Below are 17,687 nucleotides of genomic sequence, written 5' to 3'. Positions count from 1 at the left end.
CTTACTTTTTCTCGTGGGGAAATTCGAGGCCCATTTCCTGATAGCGCTCGGGGTCGTCGGCCCACTTTTCGCGGACTTTGACGAAGAGGAAGAGGTGGATCGGCACCTCATACATTTCCATCAGTTCCTTGCGGGCCTCCGCGCCGATCGCCTTGATGGTCTGGCCGCCGGCGCCAAGGACGATCTTCTTGTGGCTTTCGCGGGCGAGGTAGACCACCTGGTCGATCTTGTAGGAGCCATCTTTCTGGATCTTGAAACTCTCGGTCTCGACGGTCGAGGTATAGGGGATCTCGTCGTGAACGCGAAGGAAGAGCTTTTCGCGGGTCACTTCGGCGGCGGTGATGGCCATGGTGAGATCGGTGAGGTGATCTTCCGGGAAATGCCAGGGGCCGGGCGGCACGTGCTTGACGCACCAATCGATGAAATCGGTGACACCATCACCTTTGAGCGCTGAGAGCATGAAGGTGGCTTCGAAACGGAGACGCTCGTTGAGGTCCTGCGAAAGTTGGAGGAGCTTTTCGCGCTTAACCTGATCGATCTTGTTGAGAATCAGGACTTTTGGGTGCGGGATGTTATCGAGCCCTTCGATCAGAAGCTCGATATCGGGCGTGAGGCCGCGGTCGGCGTCGATGAGGAAGGCGACGATATCGGCATCCCCTGCCCCGCCCCAGGCGCTATCGACCATGGCGCGATCGAGCCGACGCTTGGGTGTGAAGACGCCGGGGGTATCGACGAAGACGAGCTGGGTCTGATCGAGCGTCAGGACGCCACGGACCTGGCTGCGAGTGGTCTGCGCCTTGTGCGTGACGATCGAGACCTTAGTGCCGACCAGCGAATTGAGCAGCGTCGACTTGCCGGCATTTGGTGCACCGACCAGAGCAATGAATCCGCAGGCGGTGTTGGCGAGATCGACGGGCGCGATTGGGTCGGTCATGAACGGTCCTTCCAAACATTCTGGCGCTTGAGGAAATCTTCGGCGGCCTTGTGTTCGGCTATTTTCTTGGATGGGCCAGTCGCCGAAATCCGCTCGAAACCGGCGAGATCTATGGCGATGGTAAATTCGGGGGCGTGGTCGGGGCCGGTGCGTTCGACGAGCGCATAGGTTGGCGGCTCAAGGCCGCGGGCCTGGGCCCATTCCTGCAGCGTGGTCTTGGCGTCGGCGCGATGGGTCTGGCCTTCGCCGATAAATTCTTCGAAATGCTTGCGCACGAAGTCCGCGGCGGGATCGAGGCCACCGTCGAGAAAAATTGCGCCGATGATGGCTTCGGTGACGTCGCCAAGAATGGCTTCCTTTTCGGCGCCGCCAGTGCGGGCCTCGCTTTCGCCAAGGATCATTTCCGGCCCGAGATTGAGCTGGCGGGCAATGATGGCGCAGGTTTCCTTACGCACGAGCGTGTTGAGCGTGCGGCTCAGCTCGCCCTCATTGGCCTTGGGGAAGCGGGCATAGAGCATATCCGCCACGACGAGGCCGAGGACGCGATCGCCCAGGAACTCAAGCCGCTGATAGGAGCGCTCGACGCGCTTGCCCGGCGAGACGGCGCTCGAATGGGTCAAGGCGCGCGAGAGAAGGTCCGGATCGGCAAAGTTATAGCCGAGACGGTTTTGAAGCTGTTCGTGGCTCTTGTCGCGCCGGCTCACGGGGCAGCCGTCGTGTCATATGGCGGGTTGCCATAGACGGACTGGAACATGCGATCCCAACGGACATTGGCCGGCCACTGCCATATCTGCCACGGCGGCAGGTTGTCGCGGATCGAGAAGAAGCGCGCTTCAGCCTTGGCGATCAGATTGACGGCAGGGACATAACCGACCTGGGAAAGGACGCGGCTATCGGCCGAGCGGTCGCGATTGTCGCCCATCATGAAATAATGGCCCGCGGGCACGACATATTCAGGCGTGTTGTCGAGCGGCGCGTTGTCCGAGATTTCCTGGATGATGTGGGTCGTGCCTTCGGGGAAGGTCTCGCGATAGACCTGGACCTCGCGGGCATCGCCCGTGCTGTCGGTATCGGTCGTCGTGCCAACCAGTTCGCGCTCGACCATGACGTCGTTGATGTAGAGACGCCCTTCCTTCATCTGGATGCGATCGCCCGGCAGGCCCACGACTCGCTTGATATATTCCTGGGTCTGCGGGACCGGACGGAACACGGCGATGTCGCCGCGGTTCGGTTCGCGACCAAGGATGCGATTGGAAATCGGCAACTCGAAATCGAGAAGGCTGAAATCGCCATAGCGGCCAAGCGAGAAGGAATGCTTGCCGTAACCCCAGACGAACTTGTTGGCGACGAAATAATCGCCGATCATCAGCGTCTGCTGCATGGATGCCGTCGGGATCGAAAACGGCTGATAGAGGAAAAAGCGCAGCACGATGGCGATCAGCAGCGCTTCAACAATGACCACGAAAGTATCCCACCACTCGCTGGCGGCTGATTTGTTCACTGTCTTATTGGCGGGTTGGGTCATTGCAATTCCAGTATAGCGCTGACGAGAGCGTTAGACGCTTGCCCGCGACGGGTCAATCGGCAGCGCTTCGATGATGACGAAAGCCTGCGCGAGGCCTGCATCGTCGGTGATGGTAATATGGATATGGGGCTCGTGGCCTGGCGGGATAAGGCGCTCAAGAGCGCGCAGGGCGCCATTGGTCAGTTTCATCGTGGGCTTGCCCGATGGCAGGTTTACGACGCCCATGTCGCGCCAATAAACGCCAAAACTAAGGCCGGTGCCAAGCGCCTTCGAGCACGCCTCCTTGGCGGCGAAACGCTTGGCATAAGAGGCGGCGCGCTGGGCCCGACGATCGGACTTTTTCCGCTCGAGCTCGGTGAAGCAGCGGTTGGTGAACCGATCGCCATAGCGCTCGATGGTGTTGGCGATGCGATGGATCTGTATGAGGTCGGAGCCGAGGCCGATGATCATTCTTTTGGCCTTTCTTCCTTCTCCCCTTGAGGGAGAAGGTGCCCGAAGGGCGGATGAGGGGTCTGCGAGCGCATTACATGCTCCTCTGCGGAGGATAGATACCCCTCACCTTGGATTTTTGCTGGACGCAAAATCCTGTCCCTCTCCCTCAAGGGGCGAGGGAAGAGAGGCTCCCAGGCTTATTTCACACCCTGAATACCACGGCTGCCTGGCTTTACTGCCGGGATCGCCGCCAGTTCGGGGGGAAGTTGATCTGCCGGATAGGCCGGGACCTTGAATTCGATCAGCGACACGAGCGGCACGCCGACATCGGCTTCGCCGCCTGAGCGGTCGATGAGGCAGGCGGCGGCCACGACATTGGCGCCAATGGCGCGGAGGGCTGCGACGCATTCGCGGATGGAAAGGCCCGTCGAGACGATGTCTTCGACGACGATCACCTTGTCATCGGGCGAGATCTCGAAGCCGCGGCGGAGTTCGAACTGACCTTCGACGCGCTCGGTGTAGAGAGCGGGGAGACCAAGTTGGCGCGCGGTTTCATAGCCGGGAATGATGCCACCGATGGCCGGCGAAACGACCTTGGTCACGCCGGGGACTTCGGCCTTGATCTTTTCGGCCAGCGCCTTGCAGAGCTTTTCGGTCTCGGCGGCGTATTGGAAGACTTTTGCTTTTTGCAGGAACAGCGGCGAGCGGAGGCCGGAGGACAGGATGAAGTGGCCTTCGAGCAGGGCCCCACATTTGCGGAAAATATCCAGCACTTCATCTTTCGTCACGGCGCGCACTCCTGTCGACTTTGCCATCCCATTCGAGGGTCGAAATCATGCTCGCTTCCCGAATGCCAGCCCGCTGGACGGCGGAAAGGCCGGGGCTGCGCTTGAGCGTTGCCAGAACATCGGTCAATTGCGCAAGATCGCGGACTTCGATTTCGAAAATCATCTGGTGGAAGTCGGGCGAAATCATCCGCATGACGAGATTGTTGATGTTGGCATCGCAGGCAGCGATGGCCGAGGAGATTTGGGCGAGGGAGCCGGGCTTATTGACCGATTCCATAGACACCACCGTCGCGTAGAGCCTATCCTCGGTGGCAGCGACATCCCAGCGGACATCGACCCAGGCGAGATCGCCATCGTGCTTTTCGATCAAAGCTTCCGAATGGATCGGATAGACCATGAGCGGAGCCTGTGGCTCAAGGATGCCAACCAGGCGATCGCCGGGCACGACGCCTTCACCCGAGATGGTGACTGGCGTGTGGAAATCGAGCTGGGCCAAGGCGGTCTTGGCTGCGGGGCCGGCGTGCTGACCACCGGGAACGCGGAACTTGAACTGATCGGTGGCGCGGAGGGCAAACCAGCCATCGGCAGTGTCAGCGACAGGCAGATCGAGCTTGCGGCGACGCTTGCGGATGCCTTTTACCTTGGCGAGCGCATTGCCAAGGTCTTCGCTGCCGATCTTCCCTTCGCCCACGGCGATGAGGAATTCGCGCTTGCCGGACTGACCCATCTCGTCGGCGAGCGTCTTTGTTTCGGAATCGTCGAGCATGACGCCTTCACGCTCGAGCATCATGTTGAGCACATGTTCGCCAAGCGCTAGTGCGCGCTGCATCGAGGATTGACGGACGGCACGGCGAATGGCGGCGCGGGCCTTGCCGGTGGCGGCGATGCCGATCCAGTTCGACGGCGGACGATGGTTCTGATCCCTAAGGATTTCTACCTCGTCGCCCGAGCGGAGCTGGGTAACGAGCGGCAGGATCAGGCCATTGATCTTGGCGCCGACACAGGTATCGCCGATGTCGGTATGGAGCGCATAGGCGAAGTCGATCGGCGTCGCGCCGCGCGGCAAGGCGATGAGGCGGCCGCGCGGGGTGAAGCAGAAGACCTGATCCTGAAACAGCTCAAGCTTGGTGTATTCAAGGAAATCCTCGGCCGAAATGCCCGAGGTCAGGTGGCTGATCGACTGACGCAGCGAGCCATAGGCATGGGACTCGTTTTCGATGCGCGTCAGGTTGGCCGAAGCGCCATCCTTATAAAGCGCATGTGCCGCGATGCCGAATTCGGCGATACGGTCCATTTCCTCGGTGCGGATTTGCAGCTCGACGCGCTGGCGGCTGGGGCCAACGATCGTCGTATGAATGGAGCGATAATCATTGTGCTTGGGGACAGAGATATAGTCCTTGAACCGCCCCGGCACGACCTTCCAGGTGGTGTGGACGAGCCCCACGGTGCGGTAGCACTGCTCCACGGAATTGACGATGACGCGGAAGCCGATCATGTCAGAGAGCTGTTCGAGCGCGATCGACTTTCGCTGTATCTTGGCAAAGATGGAATAGGGCGACTTGACCCGCGCCTTGACGCGAGTCGCGATCCCCTCGGCAGCAAGGCGCTCGGTTAGCTCGCGCGTGATGGTGTCGATGGCTTCCTTGTTCTCGGCCTGCAGAAAATTGAGGCGCTCGATGATCGCCTTGTAGTGGTCGGGCTGGAGAATGCGGAAGCTGAGATCTTCGAGCTCATTGCGCATATCCTGCATACCCATGCGACCGGCAAGCGGGGCATAGATATCCATGGTTTCCTGCGCAATGCGCTGCTGCTTGTCGGCGCGCATATATTGCAGGGTGCGCATATTGTGCAGGCGGTCGGCAAGCTTGACCAGGAGAACGCGGACGTCCTGGCTTATGGCGAGCAGAAGCTTACGCAGGTTTTCGGCCTGCGCCTCTTCGCGGCTGACGAGATTAAGGCGCTCGATCTTGGTCAGGCCATCAACGATGGTCGCGATCTCACCGCCAAAGATCTGATCGATTTCGGCGCGCGTCGCATCGGTATCCTCGACCGTGTCGTGCAAAAGGCCAACAGCGATCGAGGCATCATCGAGCTTGAGTTCGGTGAGGATGGCCGCGACTTCGAGCGGATGGTTGAAATAGGGGTCGCCGGAGGCGCGCTTTTGCGAGCCATGCTTTTGCATGGCGTAAACATAGGCCTTATTCAACAACTGCTCGTCGGCGTTCGGGTTATAGGCCTGAACGCGTTCAACGAGCTCATACTGACGCATCATGGAAGTCGCCGCTCTCGGAACAATCCATACTTAGCGCGTTGAATGGAAATGGGAAGGGCGCGCGTGAAGTATGTGCGCGTGAAGGCGATAGACCCCCACCTAGCCTCCCCCTGGTAGGGGGAGGGATCGAAGGGCGGCCCCACAAACAACTGAGTCAAACGCGACCAAGTGAGAGCTCAGTGCCCGCTAAAACAAACACCCCCGGCTTTCGCCGAGGGTTCTTTAATTCTATGCGCTTGGCTCGGCCATTCGAGCATAGCTCTCATGGCCTTCTCGCCTTAAATTGCTCCACCGGAGCAATTTCCCCTGCGGTACGGCTCGAAGTTAGTCGTCGCGACGTTCTGGCGGCGCAAGGCTCTCGATGCCGCGGAGAAGTTCTTCTTCGCTGATCGTGTCGAAATTCATGGAGTCATCGTCGCCCGAGCCTTCGAGCAGCGGAGCGGCATGGCTTTCGGGTTCGTCGACTTCGACATACTTCTGCAGCGAGTGGATCAGGTCCTCGTGCAGGTCATCAGGAGAGATGGTGCCATCGCCGATTTCACGCAGCGCAACGACAGGATTCTTGTCGTTGTCGCGCGAGACGGTGATCTGAGCGCCGGAGGAAATCATGCGCGCACGATGAGCGGCCATGAGGACGAGGTCGAAGCGATTGTCGACCTTCTCGATGCAGTCTTCAACGGTGACGCGTGCCACGAACGTCTCCAAACTTGTGGGGATGAACCGTCCGCATACACCAGGTTAACGCTGCTGGCAAGGGTAACGGGCATGGCCCGCTTGCATTGTTTCTCACCGAAAAATATATGAGGCCGATAATTAAACCTGGATTACCCTGCGCTCTAGCCTAAAACAGCTGCTGCGCCGTCGTATTTTCAAGACCATGTATTTTTTAATTTGGGGACATTTCAAATCATGACCGTAGATCCGCGGGAGAAAATTGCGCTCTTCATTGACGGTGCCAATCTCTATGCGACGTCCAAGGCGATCGGCATCGATATTGACTACCGCAAGCTCCTTACGGAATTCGGCAGCAAGGCCTATATGCTGCGCGCCAACTATTATACGGCGCTTGTGGAAGATCAGGAATATTCCTCGATCCGGCCACTGATCGATTGGCTCGACTATAACGGATATACCGTTGTCACCAAGCCGGCAAAAGAGTTCACTGACGCTCTCGGCCGCCGCAAGATCAAGGGCAATATGGACATCGAACTTTGCGTCGATGCGCTCGAACTGTCCCCATTCTTCGACCACCTGATCCTCTTTTCAGGCGACGGCGATTTTACCGCTCTCGTGGCTGCCCTGCAGCGCAAGGGCAAGCGGGTAACGGTCGTCTCGACGCTGACTACGTCCACGCCGATGATCTCGGACGATCTGCGCCGGCAGGCCGACTTTTTCCTTGATGTCGCGGACCTGGCAAAGACCGTTGGCCGGCCGCAGGTGCAGAGGCCGGTTGAGGTTTGAGCCTCTCCACACGCAACAATTCTCTCTTCGCGCCTTAATGCTGATGGGCGTGCCCACCCCGTCACAAATTCATTCTGCGTAAGCGAGAATTCGATTTGAAACAGAGATCCCCGCTTTCGCGGGGATGACGGGTGTTTGACGATATGGGGGGCGACGGCAGCAGCCTAACCGCGTCCGCCCTCTTTCATGATGCGAGACCTGTCGCGATTCCAGTCGCGATTCCTCTCGGTTTCGCGCTTGTCGTAGTTCTTCTTGCCCTTGCCGATGCCAATCAAAAGCTTGGCGCGGCCCTGGTCATTGAAGAACAGCTTTAGCGGTACGATGGTGTTGCCAGCGCGCGAAACTTCGGTTTCGAGGTGTGCCAACTGCTTTTTGGAAACCAGCAGCTTACGCGGGCGCTTTTCAACGTGGTTGAAGCGGTTGGCCTGCAGATATTCGGGGATGTGGCAATTGATGAGCCACAGTTCACCCTTTTCCGGCGACGCATAAGACTCGGTGATCTGCGCCTTACCCAAGCGGAGCGACTTGACCTCTGTGCCGGTTAGCACGAGGCCCGCTTCCATGGTTTCACCAATGGCGTAATCGTAGCGCGAGCGGCGGTTTTCAGCCACAAGGCCGTGGCTGATCACACCGTTTTTCTTCTTGTCGTTCTTTGCCTGTACCATGAGGGCTTAGATAAGACCTGCATGGGCAATTGCAAAGTCCATCGCGTCCTGCGTTGGCTTGCTGATAGGAGTCAAAGGCAGGCGCATTTCATTGGCGCAGAGATTCAAGCGATTTGCGACATATTTGGCCGGAGCGGGATTGGGCTCCATGAAAAGGTCCTTGTGAAGATAGGACAGCTTTTCATTGATGGCGCGCGCAGCCTTGAAATCGCCGGCCAGCGAAAATTCCTGCATCTGAGAACAGAGGCGCGGCGCAACATTGGCGGTGACCGAAATGCAGCCATTGCCGCCATGGGCGTTAAAACCGAGCGCGGTGCTATCATCGCCCGAGAGGAGGATGAAATCCTCGCCGAGCTTGACGCGCTCCATCGTCGCCCGCTCCAGACTGCCCGTCGCATCTTTGACGCCGATAATGTTGGAATGCGCATCGCGCAGGCGGACTATGGTGTCGACCGTCAGGTCCACCACTGTGCGCCCCGGCACACTGTAGAGAATGACCGGGATGCCGATGGCTTTGGCCACAGCGGAAAAATGCTGGAAGAGGCCTTCCTGGTTGGGCTTATTATAATAAGGCACGACAGACAGCACGGCATCAGCGCCGCACTTTTCCGCAAAGCGGGCGAGATCGACCGCTTCCGCGGTCGAATTGGAGCCGGCGCCGGCAACGACCGGCACGCGCTTGTTAGCGACTTCGACGCAGATTTCGACGACACGACGATGTTCTTCATGGCTTACGGTCGGGCTTTCGCCCGTCGTGCCGACGGGAACGAGGCCATGCGTGCCTTCGGCAATCTGCCACTCGACAAAGCTGGCGAAGGCTTTCTCATCCACAACCCCATCACGGAGGGGAGTGATGAGCGCCGTAATCGAACCTCGCAGCATTTTGTCGGTATTCCTCAAATTGCCCGGCCAATCCGGGTCTATCGCAGAGAGAGGCGTGCAGTTACCCCTCAGGACGCGCACCATACTTTCTGTTTCGCCGTGTCACAAGGCGCATGGCGGCGGTGTTTTAGCCATCCTAAAAAGCTGCTGCGCAAATGCATCAGCGACTTGCACGAGCGGTGCGAGCGGGCGCAAATGCGCCAGGTGTCGAAGAGGAGGTTGCATTGGCAAGGAAACGAGTGATCCCGGCAGATCACAAGCCTTTTGCGGCATTTCCGGTTCGACTTATCGAGACTCGCGCGGCCGGCGTCCATGCGGCTGTCCATGTCAGTGGCTCGTTTTCGAACACCGCCATGCCGCTTGTCTGTCTGCCTGGCCTCCAGCGCAACATGAGCGACTTCACCGACTTTGCCAGCTATTTCAATCGCGCCTCTGACAATGCGCGTGCGCTCGTTTTGATCGATCTTCCGGGACGCGGTCGAGCAGACGATAGGGCAAAAGCCGATGATTACAGCACCTTGGCCGATGCCAGAGACGTGGCCGATATTCTCGCAGCGCTTGGAATTCCGCGGGCGATTTTTCTGGGTCAGGGGCAAGGTGGGCAGGTCGTTCTATCGCTGGCCGCTAAGCATCCGCTGCTGATCGGGGGCGTGGTGCTGCTCGATTCTGGGCCCATGGTCGATTCTCGCGGAATCGTTCGACTTCGAAACAATCTTGCGCATCTTTCTGCGCTGAAGGGTAGCCAGCGCGTGGCGTCTGGCTTTCGGCGGATGCTCGCGGGCGATTATCCCGAGCTTGCCGAGGATGCCCTCGACGCGCTCGCCCTGCGCAGCCATTTCATCGACAAGCGCGGTCGCGCTCGACCACTTTTCGACGAAAAGCTCATGTCGCCGCTTGATACCATCGGCGTCGATGACGTTCTGACGCCGCACTGGCCTTTGTTCGACGCGCTGGCTTCGGTGCCGATGATGTTTCTCCGGACGCAACTCACCGACCAGTTGCGGCGCGAAACCTATGACGAAATGGTTCGACGCCGTCCCGATGCGCTGGCGTTGACGATCGCCGGCCAGGGATCCCCTGCCCTGTTCGATCAGCACGAAGAAATCGAGGCAGTGCTGCGCTTCATCACTGATGTGACGGCCATCAAGAAGAAGCGCGCCGCCTGATCACTGCGGCTGGCGTACGGATACCACGATGCGCCGGTTTTGAGCTTTGCCGGCCTGAGTATCGTTATCGGCAACAGGCTGCGCGTCACCGTAGCCGATGGCGTAAAGCCGGCTCGGATCAACACCCAATGCAATCAGGGCATTGATGACGGCTTCGGCGCGCGAGACGGACAGCGCCAAATTAGCTGATGCCACACCGTCGGAGTCCGTATGGCCGGCTACGTCGAGCGCTGCGCTGGGACACTGGTTGGCGGCAGTGGCCATCGCTTGAAGGATGACGTCAGTTCCTTCAGCGAGCACAGCCGCACCGGATTTGAACAGGATGCCGTTTTGCGCGGACAATTGGCTGAGCGACGCGCTGCAAGCCGCTATGTCGTCTGCATTCGAGACGGGCGGCGTCGTTGGAGCGACTGAGGTTGCGACCTCAACTTCCGGGATCGCGGGGATTGGTTCAGCAGTTGCGGTTGGCGTACTCGCTTCGGCATCAGCGGGTACAGGCTGATCTGCCGGGGCATCCGAATCTTGCATTGCCACGCTGGATACTGCTGGAGCACTCACTTCTATGGCCCAGCCATCAAAGGCGGCCAATGCTTGTGTAATCTGCTGATCCGCTTCCGAGCTATCGCCTTCACCGACGATCGACCACTTGCCGATTTCGTAAGAAACCGTGCCCGCATTCAGCAATGTCAGTGCGTCAGCAGCCGCGAGCGCCTCGGTGATAAAACCGTCCGGTGCGTTGTCAGCGATGGAAGCTTTATCTTGGAGTTGATTTCCCAGACGGAGAGCGACGACGCGTTTGAAGGCTTCCGTGGGGACAGCACCTGTCATTGTGATTGCGCCAGTGTCGTTTTTCTCAAGCCGCCAGTTGAATGCAGGCGCTTGAGGCGCCGGGTCACTCAAGGCAAGGCTCCAGCCGCCTTCTGCCATGCGATCATCGGAGAAACTGGTTCGTATGGCATTTGCTTCGGCGGCGCTTTTGGGTGTGCCTGAGATAAGCCACGACCCGTTTTCGAGCTTCACCTCACCCGTTTGAAGCAGATCAAGGAGAGACAGCGCCTCATCGACAGCGCGTTCGAAGTTGACAGGCTCACCCGAGGCGAAGCGGAGGGTTGAACTGGAGCGTGGGCCCACTGCAGCAAGAACGCGCTGCTCGAAACTGGGCTGGGGCACGAAACCGGAGGCGACAACGGACCCATTTCCCTGCTTGCGCACGCTGAAGGTATAGTTTTTTTCAAGAGGAGCGGTGACTTCGGACTTCGCAAGGATGAAGCCTGACGGCGGCTTTGGCGCCTGCGGTCCTGTCAGACCCAAAAAGTCCGCTTGAGTGGCAGCAATGCCGCTGATGGTTACGACATCGTCGCGGAGGGCAAAGCGTCCCTCGCTCATACGCTCGAGTGCCGAGAGACCAAAGGCAACCGCGGCGTCGTAACTGGCTGGAGCACCGCTACCAAGTTTCAAGAATGACACATCGGCCGACGGAGTTTGAGCAAAATTGTTGCGGGCAGCGTCGCTTGGCGCATATCCATCGAACACCAGTATTCCGTTTGGCTGCCGGGAAATACTAACCCAATAGTCCTGAACGATCGGCGGAGGAACAGTCACGACCGAAGACTGCGCGACAACAGGCGCCGCAGCCACAGCAAGAGCAAAACCGAGCGCAAGGATGCTAGGCGCCGCGAGGTGACGGATTTTGCTCTTCATGACGATTCCAATGAGTGACGCAACTGCCTGACGCTAAATCAATTACCCGCCCGGAAAAAGGCAGCGATCGGCAAAAGCGCAGACTTTCAAAAGCAGAAAGGCCCGGCTTGCGCCGGGCCTTTCCAATTGGAAACCCAGACTTCGATTATTCGAAGGACTTGGCAGCCTTGAAAGTGACCTTGTAGGCCGATTCCGAGTTGACTTCGCCCTTGACGGACGAGGTGAAACCGCCGCCTGGAGCCCAAGCGAGTTCAGCCGAACCGTAGAACACGTTGTCGTTTGCGAAAGCTGCGTTGTCAGCGATCGAGTTACCGAAGTAACCACCGACTTCACCAGTGACCTTGATGGTTTCGGTAACGGCAGCAACGATCTGAGCAGCAACCTGGTAGGTGTCGAGGCTATTCAGGCCGTCACGGAAGTAACGAGCGCCAAGGTTGATATCAACACCTTCGGTGACGTTCACGCCGATCGAACCACCAAAACCGTAGTCGGTGTAGTCGCCAACAGCAGAGTTGGTCACGTTGGCGACTTCACCCGACGCTGCGATCTTGAACAGATCGAACGTACCTTCAACACTGACGAGAGCGTTCAGGACGTCAGCAGTCGTGAACTTGAAGTTATCCCAGTACGAAACCGCACCACGGACCTTGAACGCGTCAAAGGTGCCGGTTGCGCCAGCGTGGATCGCCCACGATTCAATGTTGCCGTCGAGGAAACCAAAGCCGAGGCCGGTGACGTGAGCGGTGATGCCTTCACCAGCATACGACAGGACACCGACGAGGGTGCCAGCGCGGGCAGGGTTAACCGCACCTGTGCCCACCAAACCAGCAACGTTACCCAGAACGCTAGTGTCCACAGCAGTGTGCGGAGTGTCGTCATTCAGATTTTCGAGACCAGCACCGACGCGAACGCCGTTGCCGAGATCCGAAACGACCTGGATCGAGTGACCACCAAGACCGGTGTAGTCGCCGTCAACACCAACACCCTTGCCGTCGATGGCGTCGGAGTTGAAGAGGCCGAGGAAGTTGAACGGAGCATCATCACCGAGTTCGGCAATCGAGCTCTTCTTACCAGCCATCAGAACGGTGGTGTCACCGACGGAAACGTAGGCTTCGTCGATGTAGAGACCAACGCGTTCGCCGTCGTTGTCGACGATCGGAGCAGCACCAGCGTTATTGCGGACGCGGGTCAGGTCGACTTCCTTGATCTTGATCACAGCCTTGGCAGGACCGAAATCAGAGTCGGCGGTACCGACAGCCTTGAGCCAGGCTTCAACCTTGGTTGCCCAGTCAGCATCGCCGTCATCAACGGAGATGTTACGATTGCCGTCGAACGTGCGAGCAACCGGAACTTCGGTGCGGTAGTCGCCCCAGTTGAATTCATAGGAAACGCCGCCCGAGAGCTGCAGGCAGTTGGTTTCGGACGAGATGGTCAGGCCCGAAAGACCGAGAGCGTCGCAGACGTCCAGCGAGGTGAGGACGCCCAGATCGGCGGCAAAGCCAGCGGTCGAGAGACCAGCGGCGGCAACAGAACCGAGGATAAGGCTCTTGAGTTTCATTAGTTGACCTCCAAAGTCAGTCATTTTGGTGCCGGTTACCCAGCGGTTTGTCGTAACGCGACCACACTATTCGTGGTGCAGTGTGTTGCCGTCGCGTTGCGACCGACAAACGATCCCATGCATGGATTCGCAAGACCCACTCTACGCATGCCGGAATTGGACGCAATCGAACAAAACGCCATTTTGGCCGCCACAATATGGTTGCGTTTCGGATGTTGCAGATTCAGCACACAGATCGAAACCTTCTGTTAAGATTTGTGAACCTGTCGTTAAAAACCCCGGACTCTCGGGGGTTTGCAGCAAGAAACCCGAAACTTCTTGTACCCCGGACCCATGATTTGACAGAGCGGCCTTAGTCCATGAGACATGGCATAACCATGGCCGCTATGTGGAGAAGAGCGCGATGAGCACGACAGGAATTGCATTGGTTACCGGGGGCACATCAGGAATCGGGCGGGCGGTCGCCTCAGGCTTGGTCACTGCAGGTTGGCAGGTCATCATCTGCGGGCGGCGCACCGAGCTCGTCGAAACAGCGATGTCGGAAATACGCGTTGACGGTTTTGTCTGCGACGTTACGGACCCGGACGCGGTCGCAAGCATGTTCGCGGAGATTCGTCAGCGGCACGGGCGGCTTGATCTGGTCTTTAACAATGCCGGCCGCTTCGCTCCAGCCAAGATTTTCGGGGATCTCGACGTCGCAACCTGGCGCGAGATGATCGACACCAATCTCAACGGCGCCTTTTACGTTGCGCGCGAGGCGTTCCGACTGATGCGGGAGCAAACACCGCAAGGGGGGCGTATCATCAATAACGGATCAATCTCCGCACATGCGCCGCGCCCACAGGCCGCGTCATATACTGCATCCAAGCATGCCATCACGGGGCTCACCAAGGCGATATCGCTCGATGGTCGGACATTCGACATTGCCTGCGGGCAAATCGATATCGGTAACGCGGCAACCGACATGACGAGCCAGATGAATTCCGGCTCCTTGCAGCCAAACGGCGAAATGATGCCGGAGCCCACATTCGACCTCCAGCATGTGGTCGACGCCATTACCTATATGGCAAGCCTGCCGCTTTCCGCGAACGTTCAGTTCATGACGGTGATGGCGACCAAGATGCCCTATATCGGGCGCGGCTGATCAAGCTTGAAACGCTTTTACGCCATTGATCCAGGTCGAGCGGATTGAACGCTCCTCAGAAAGGTGAACGAAACTGCCGACGGCGCCCTTCAGAAGAGTGCCATGGGCATCTGCAATGTTCATAGATTCTGCGGGATAGAGCGAGGCCATTCGGAGCGCTTCGCTTGGATCCAGGCCGATTGTGTCGATCATGAAATTGACGGCATCGATCATGTCGAGGTCTGCGCCCGCCAGGGTGCCGTCGGCCAAGCGAAGCGCACCATCCGAGCGGGTGATGGTTCGTCCGTTGAGTGTCAGTGTTTGTATGTCGGTCCCGGTTTGCGACATGGCGTCGGTGACGAGAAAAATGCGCCCGTCTCCTCGCTTCCCGCGCAGGGCAATACCGATGCTGCCGGCGTGAACATGGATGCCGTCAGCGATCAATCCAGCGAAGATGTCGGGACGATCAAGCACGGCACCGACAAGACCCGGCTCGCGGTTGCCGATCTGGCTCATGGCATTGAAGAGATGCGTGGCCATGGTTGCGCCCGCGTCGAACGCGGCGATGGCCTCATTGTAGCTTGCGTCCGAATGGCCAAGACTAACGACGGCGCCGGCGTCGACCAGTTCCTTGATTTGTTCGGCGGGGACGGTTTCAGCAGCAACAGTGCAGAGAAGGTTCGGCAAATCTGCTGCCGCAGACTTGAGCCGAGCAAGGTCGGCATCCGTCATTGCCCGGATGAGCGCGGGGTCATGGGTGCCTTTACGCGAAATCGCGAGGTGTGGCCCTTCTAGATGAAGCCCCAGAAATCCAGGCACATGTGCTTGAGCCGCCGCCTTGCCCGCCGCTATAGCGGCCTCGTTGACCTCGACGGTATCCGTAATCACGGTCGGCAAAAGGCCAGTCGTGCCGAATTGCGCGTGCGCGGCACATATCGTGCGGATGCCGTCAATCGATGGATCGTTGTTGAGCAGGATGCCGCCACCGCCATTGACCTGCAGGTCAATGAAGCCCGGGACGATCATGCCCCCATCAAGCCGAACACGCTCCGCATTGGTCGGAATATCGCTTGCACGCGCGATGCCAGAGATGTAGCCAAACTCGATCAGCAGCGCAGCATCGTCATGCCAATCTCGGCTATCGAAGATGCGGGCGCCAGAAATGGCGAGAAGATCGCTCATACCGTTTCGGTCACCTTCTTCAGCGCCGGCGGCACGTCAGGGTTGAGACCACGATGTCGAGACAGGGCCTCGACGAAGCCATAGAACGAAACTATCAGCGACAGCGGATCAGTGATCGGATGTCCTGTTGCTGCGAATGGCAGACCCTTGGCTGCACCGGGTCGATCGCTGGTGAGGAAGGACAAGGCGCCCTGCCCGGCCAGTTTGTGAGCCATGTCAGCCACCGACACTTCGGCCGCATCGCGGGCGGCAAGCCCGAGCACGGGATAGCCGGGGGTAACGATGGCCACTGGACCATGCATGACTTCGGCGGCGCTGTAGGATTCTGCCTGAATGTTGCAGGTTTCCTTGAACTTGAGCGCGGCCTCATTGGCGATGGCAAAGCCTGGCCCGCGCCCAAGGACGTAGAGCGCATTGTGCCCGTCGAGGGCGCCGATGAGCTCAGACCAATCGCAGGCGACTGCCTTGGCGAGACTTTCCGGCAATGCATCGATCGCGCGAGACAGTTCGGCATCGCCGCTCCAGCGCGACACAAGCGCAAGCCCAGCCACCACGGACGTCACGAAAGTCTTGGTGGCCGCCACGCTCTGCTCGAGCCCGGCATGGAGATCAACGGTAAAATCGCTCGCTTCGGCGAGAGGCGAACCGGCCGTGTTGGTGATCGCGATTGCAGTTGCACCGCTGCGGCGCGCTGACTGCGCCATGCCGACGATATCGGGGCTCTTGCCGGATTGGGAAATGGCGATTGCGGCCGCGCTCGGAAGGCGCAGATCCTTGCCATAGATGGAGGCAATAGATGGACCGATGGAGGCGACTGGCAAGCCGAGGGTCAGTTCGATGGCGTATTTCAAATATGAGCAGGCGTGATCGGAGGAGCCTCGGGCGACGGTCACGACGACTGCTGGGTTTTCTTCGCGAAGGCGTTTTGCTGCGGCGTCGAGGGTGCCGGACGACTGGCTGAGGAAATTCGAAACGACCTGCGGAATCTCGTTTACTTCACGGCGCATGTGGGTCTGGGTGTTCATGGCTTGCTTGCTCCGTTCGGTGTGCCGTCGCCGAGCCGCAGTTCGGCGACAAAGTCATAGGTGTCGCCCCGGTAAATGGAGCGGGTAAATTCGATGACGCGACCCGATGGCAGATAGGACGTGCGCTCGATATTGAGCCCAGCCGATCCGACCGGCACCTGCAAGAGGTGTGCATCGTCTTCGCCGAGATTGGCGGCGCGAATGCGCTGGATGGCGCGCGTGGGCCGATTTCCAGAGAGATCGAGGTGCTTATAAAGAGAATCGCCAATTGCGACCGGTTCGGGAAGTATCGTTCCGGAGAGGCTGGCGCGTTCGATGGCGAGGGGCGTTTCTCCGGTGAGGCGCAAACGCGCGATCCGCGCCACCTTTTCGCCGGAGGACAGGCCAAGAATCACCGTTTCTTCGGGGGACGGCACGTAGAGACCGCGATCGAGCCACTCGGCATGCACTTCCATGCCCCGGCGCGCCATATCTTCGGTGAATGAGGTGAGCTGAGAGAGGGACTGTTCCACGCGCTGCGTGGGCGGGGCGACAAACGTGCCGGAGCCGTGGCGTTGAACCAGAACGCCTTCTTGGACTAGCTGCGTCACGGCCTTACGGACTGTGACCCGGGACACATCGACTTTTAGCGCTAGGTCGCGTTCAGACGGTAGAGCGTCGCCGGGGTTGATGGCGCCATTTTTTATGGCATCCTCGATCCAACGCTTGAGCTGGAGATAGAGTGGACCAGTCTGCGAAAGCGCAATGGGGCGATCAGAGAAGAAGGCTTCATAGGCTTCAGTCATGCTCCCCCCGGAAATTAAATACCAATGAAATACCATTGACAGAAGCTAGGCGCCGATCAGGTCGCCCCAAAGGTCGGACGCTCCATGATTTTGCTGCACAAGTTAAGCTAACGAGCCTTTGGCGTTATGCCAAGTGGACCACAACTGGACAAGTGGTATTTTTTTGGCATTATCCCGGCATGGAGCAA

At 58.8% G+C, this 17,687-nt stretch carries 17 protein-coding genes; 3 read left to right on the top strand and 14 right to left on the bottom strand.

Annotated features, from left to right (window positions below):
- Position 1: 1 nt before the first annotated feature.
- From era to rpoZ, 7 genes are all read right to left on the bottom strand, one after another.
- Positions 2-934, bottom strand: a complete 933-nt coding sequence (gene era / locus ASE94_RS15030; protein ID WP_061907050.1) for a GTPase Era — start codon at positions 932-934, stop codon at positions 2-4.
- Positions 931-1,638, bottom strand: coding sequence for a ribonuclease III (rnc, locus tag ASE94_RS15025; protein WP_062631074.1), 708 nt, complete (start codon positions 1,636-1,638; stop codon positions 931-933). The genes era and rnc overlap by 4 nt, the downstream gene beginning before the upstream one ends.
- Entirely contained in the window at positions 1,635-2,459 is an 825-nt protein-coding gene (gene lepB, locus ASE94_RS15020; protein ID WP_061907052.1) for a signal peptidase I, read from the bottom strand. Before lepB ends, rnc begins: the two co-directional genes overlap by 4 nt.
- A 30-nt stretch (positions 2,460-2,489) precedes the next feature.
- Positions 2,490-2,909, bottom strand: coding sequence for a holo-ACP synthase (acpS, locus tag ASE94_RS15015; RefSeq protein WP_061907053.1), 420 nt, complete (start codon positions 2,907-2,909; stop codon positions 2,490-2,492).
- Between the two features lie 179 nt (positions 2,910-3,088).
- Positions 3,089-3,679, bottom strand: a complete 591-nt coding sequence (gene pyrE, locus ASE94_RS15010) for an orotate phosphoribosyltransferase (protein ID WP_156352167.1) — start codon at positions 3,677-3,679, stop codon at positions 3,089-3,091.
- Complete coding sequence (locus ASE94_RS15005; protein WP_062631072.1) at positions 3,666-5,951, bottom strand: bifunctional (p)ppGpp synthetase/guanosine-3',5'-bis(diphosphate) 3'-pyrophosphohydrolase; 2,286 nt, start codon at positions 5,949-5,951, stop codon at positions 3,666-3,668. The genes pyrE and ASE94_RS15005 overlap by 14 nt, the downstream gene beginning before the upstream one ends.
- 324 nt (positions 5,952-6,275) lie before the next feature.
- Positions 6,276-6,644, bottom strand: a complete 369-nt coding sequence (gene rpoZ, locus ASE94_RS15000) for a DNA-directed RNA polymerase subunit omega (RefSeq protein ID WP_061907277.1) — start codon at positions 6,642-6,644, stop codon at positions 6,276-6,278.
- A gap of 216 nt (positions 6,645-6,860) precedes the next feature.
- Between rpoZ and ASE94_RS14995 the strand changes: the two genes are divergently transcribed.
- Positions 6,861-7,412 (top strand): NYN domain-containing protein, encoded by a 552-nt coding sequence (locus ASE94_RS14995; protein ID WP_061907056.1) that lies wholly within the window; start codon positions 6,861-6,863, stop codon positions 7,410-7,412.
- A gap of 164 nt (positions 7,413-7,576) precedes the next feature.
- Here ASE94_RS14995 and smpB read toward each other — a convergent pair whose 3' ends face one another.
- Positions 7,577-8,077, bottom strand: a complete 501-nt coding sequence (smpB, locus tag ASE94_RS14990) for an SsrA-binding protein SmpB (protein WP_062631071.1) — start codon at positions 8,075-8,077, stop codon at positions 7,577-7,579.
- Between the two features lie 6 nt (positions 8,078-8,083).
- On the bottom strand, positions 8,084-8,959 hold the full coding sequence (gene dapA / locus ASE94_RS14985; protein ID WP_156352166.1) for a 4-hydroxy-tetrahydrodipicolinate synthase: 876 nt from the start codon (positions 8,957-8,959) through the stop codon (positions 8,084-8,086).
- A gap of 224 nt (positions 8,960-9,183) precedes the next feature.
- Here dapA and ASE94_RS14980 point away from each other — a divergent pair, with 224 nt between their 5' ends.
- A complete protein-coding gene (locus ASE94_RS14980; RefSeq protein WP_162236103.1) occupies positions 9,184-10,125 on the top strand; it encodes an alpha/beta hydrolase in 942 nt (313 codons plus the stop codon).
- On the opposite strand, the gene ASE94_RS14975 is transcribed toward ASE94_RS14980, so the two are convergent.
- Together ASE94_RS14975 and ASE94_RS14970 are read right to left on the bottom strand one after the other, a co-directional pair.
- Positions 10,126-11,826: an OmpA family protein gene (locus tag ASE94_RS14975; protein ID WP_062631068.1), complete on the bottom strand. Its 1,701-nt coding sequence runs from the start codon at positions 11,824-11,826 to the stop codon at positions 10,126-10,128. It lies immediately after the preceding gene.
- 145 nt (positions 11,827-11,971) lie between these two features.
- On the bottom strand, positions 11,972-13,384 hold the full coding sequence (locus tag ASE94_RS14970; protein WP_062631067.1) for a hypothetical protein: 1,413 nt from the start codon (positions 13,382-13,384) through the stop codon (positions 11,972-11,974).
- Positions 13,385-13,787: 403 nt separating this feature from the next.
- Here ASE94_RS14970 and ASE94_RS14965 point away from each other — a divergent pair, with 403 nt between their 5' ends.
- Complete coding sequence (locus ASE94_RS14965) at positions 13,788-14,528, top strand: SDR family oxidoreductase (RefSeq protein WP_062631066.1); 741 nt, start codon at positions 13,788-13,790, stop codon at positions 14,526-14,528.
- Here the strand turns inward: ASE94_RS14965 and nagA are convergent, their stop codons facing one another.
- The 3 genes from nagA to ASE94_RS14950 are packed head-to-tail and all read right to left on the bottom strand — an operon-like array spanning position 14,529 to position 17,499.
- Positions 14,529-15,689 (bottom strand): N-acetylglucosamine-6-phosphate deacetylase, encoded by a 1,161-nt coding sequence (gene nagA / locus ASE94_RS14960; RefSeq protein ID WP_062631065.1) that lies wholly within the window; start codon positions 15,687-15,689, stop codon positions 14,529-14,531. It abuts the gene before it with no gap.
- Positions 15,686-16,714 (bottom strand): SIS domain-containing protein, encoded by a 1,029-nt coding sequence (locus ASE94_RS14955; protein ID WP_062631064.1) that lies wholly within the window; start codon positions 16,712-16,714, stop codon positions 15,686-15,688. The genes nagA and ASE94_RS14955 overlap by 4 nt, the downstream gene beginning before the upstream one ends.
- The gene (locus ASE94_RS14950) at positions 16,711-17,499 is read right to left on the bottom strand and encodes a GntR family transcriptional regulator (protein WP_062631063.1); all 789 of its coding nucleotides are present in this window, start codon (positions 17,497-17,499) and stop codon (positions 16,711-16,713) included. Before ASE94_RS14950 ends, ASE94_RS14955 begins: the two co-directional genes overlap by 4 nt.
- Positions 17,500-17,687 lie beyond the last annotated feature (188 nt).

The organism is Devosia sp. Leaf64, assembly GCF_001421945.1.
GTDB lineage: Bacteria > Pseudomonadota > Alphaproteobacteria > Rhizobiales > Devosiaceae > Devosia.
The sequence above is the reverse complement of the archived record's forward strand: the minus strand, read 5'-3'. Positions and strand labels throughout refer to the sequence as shown.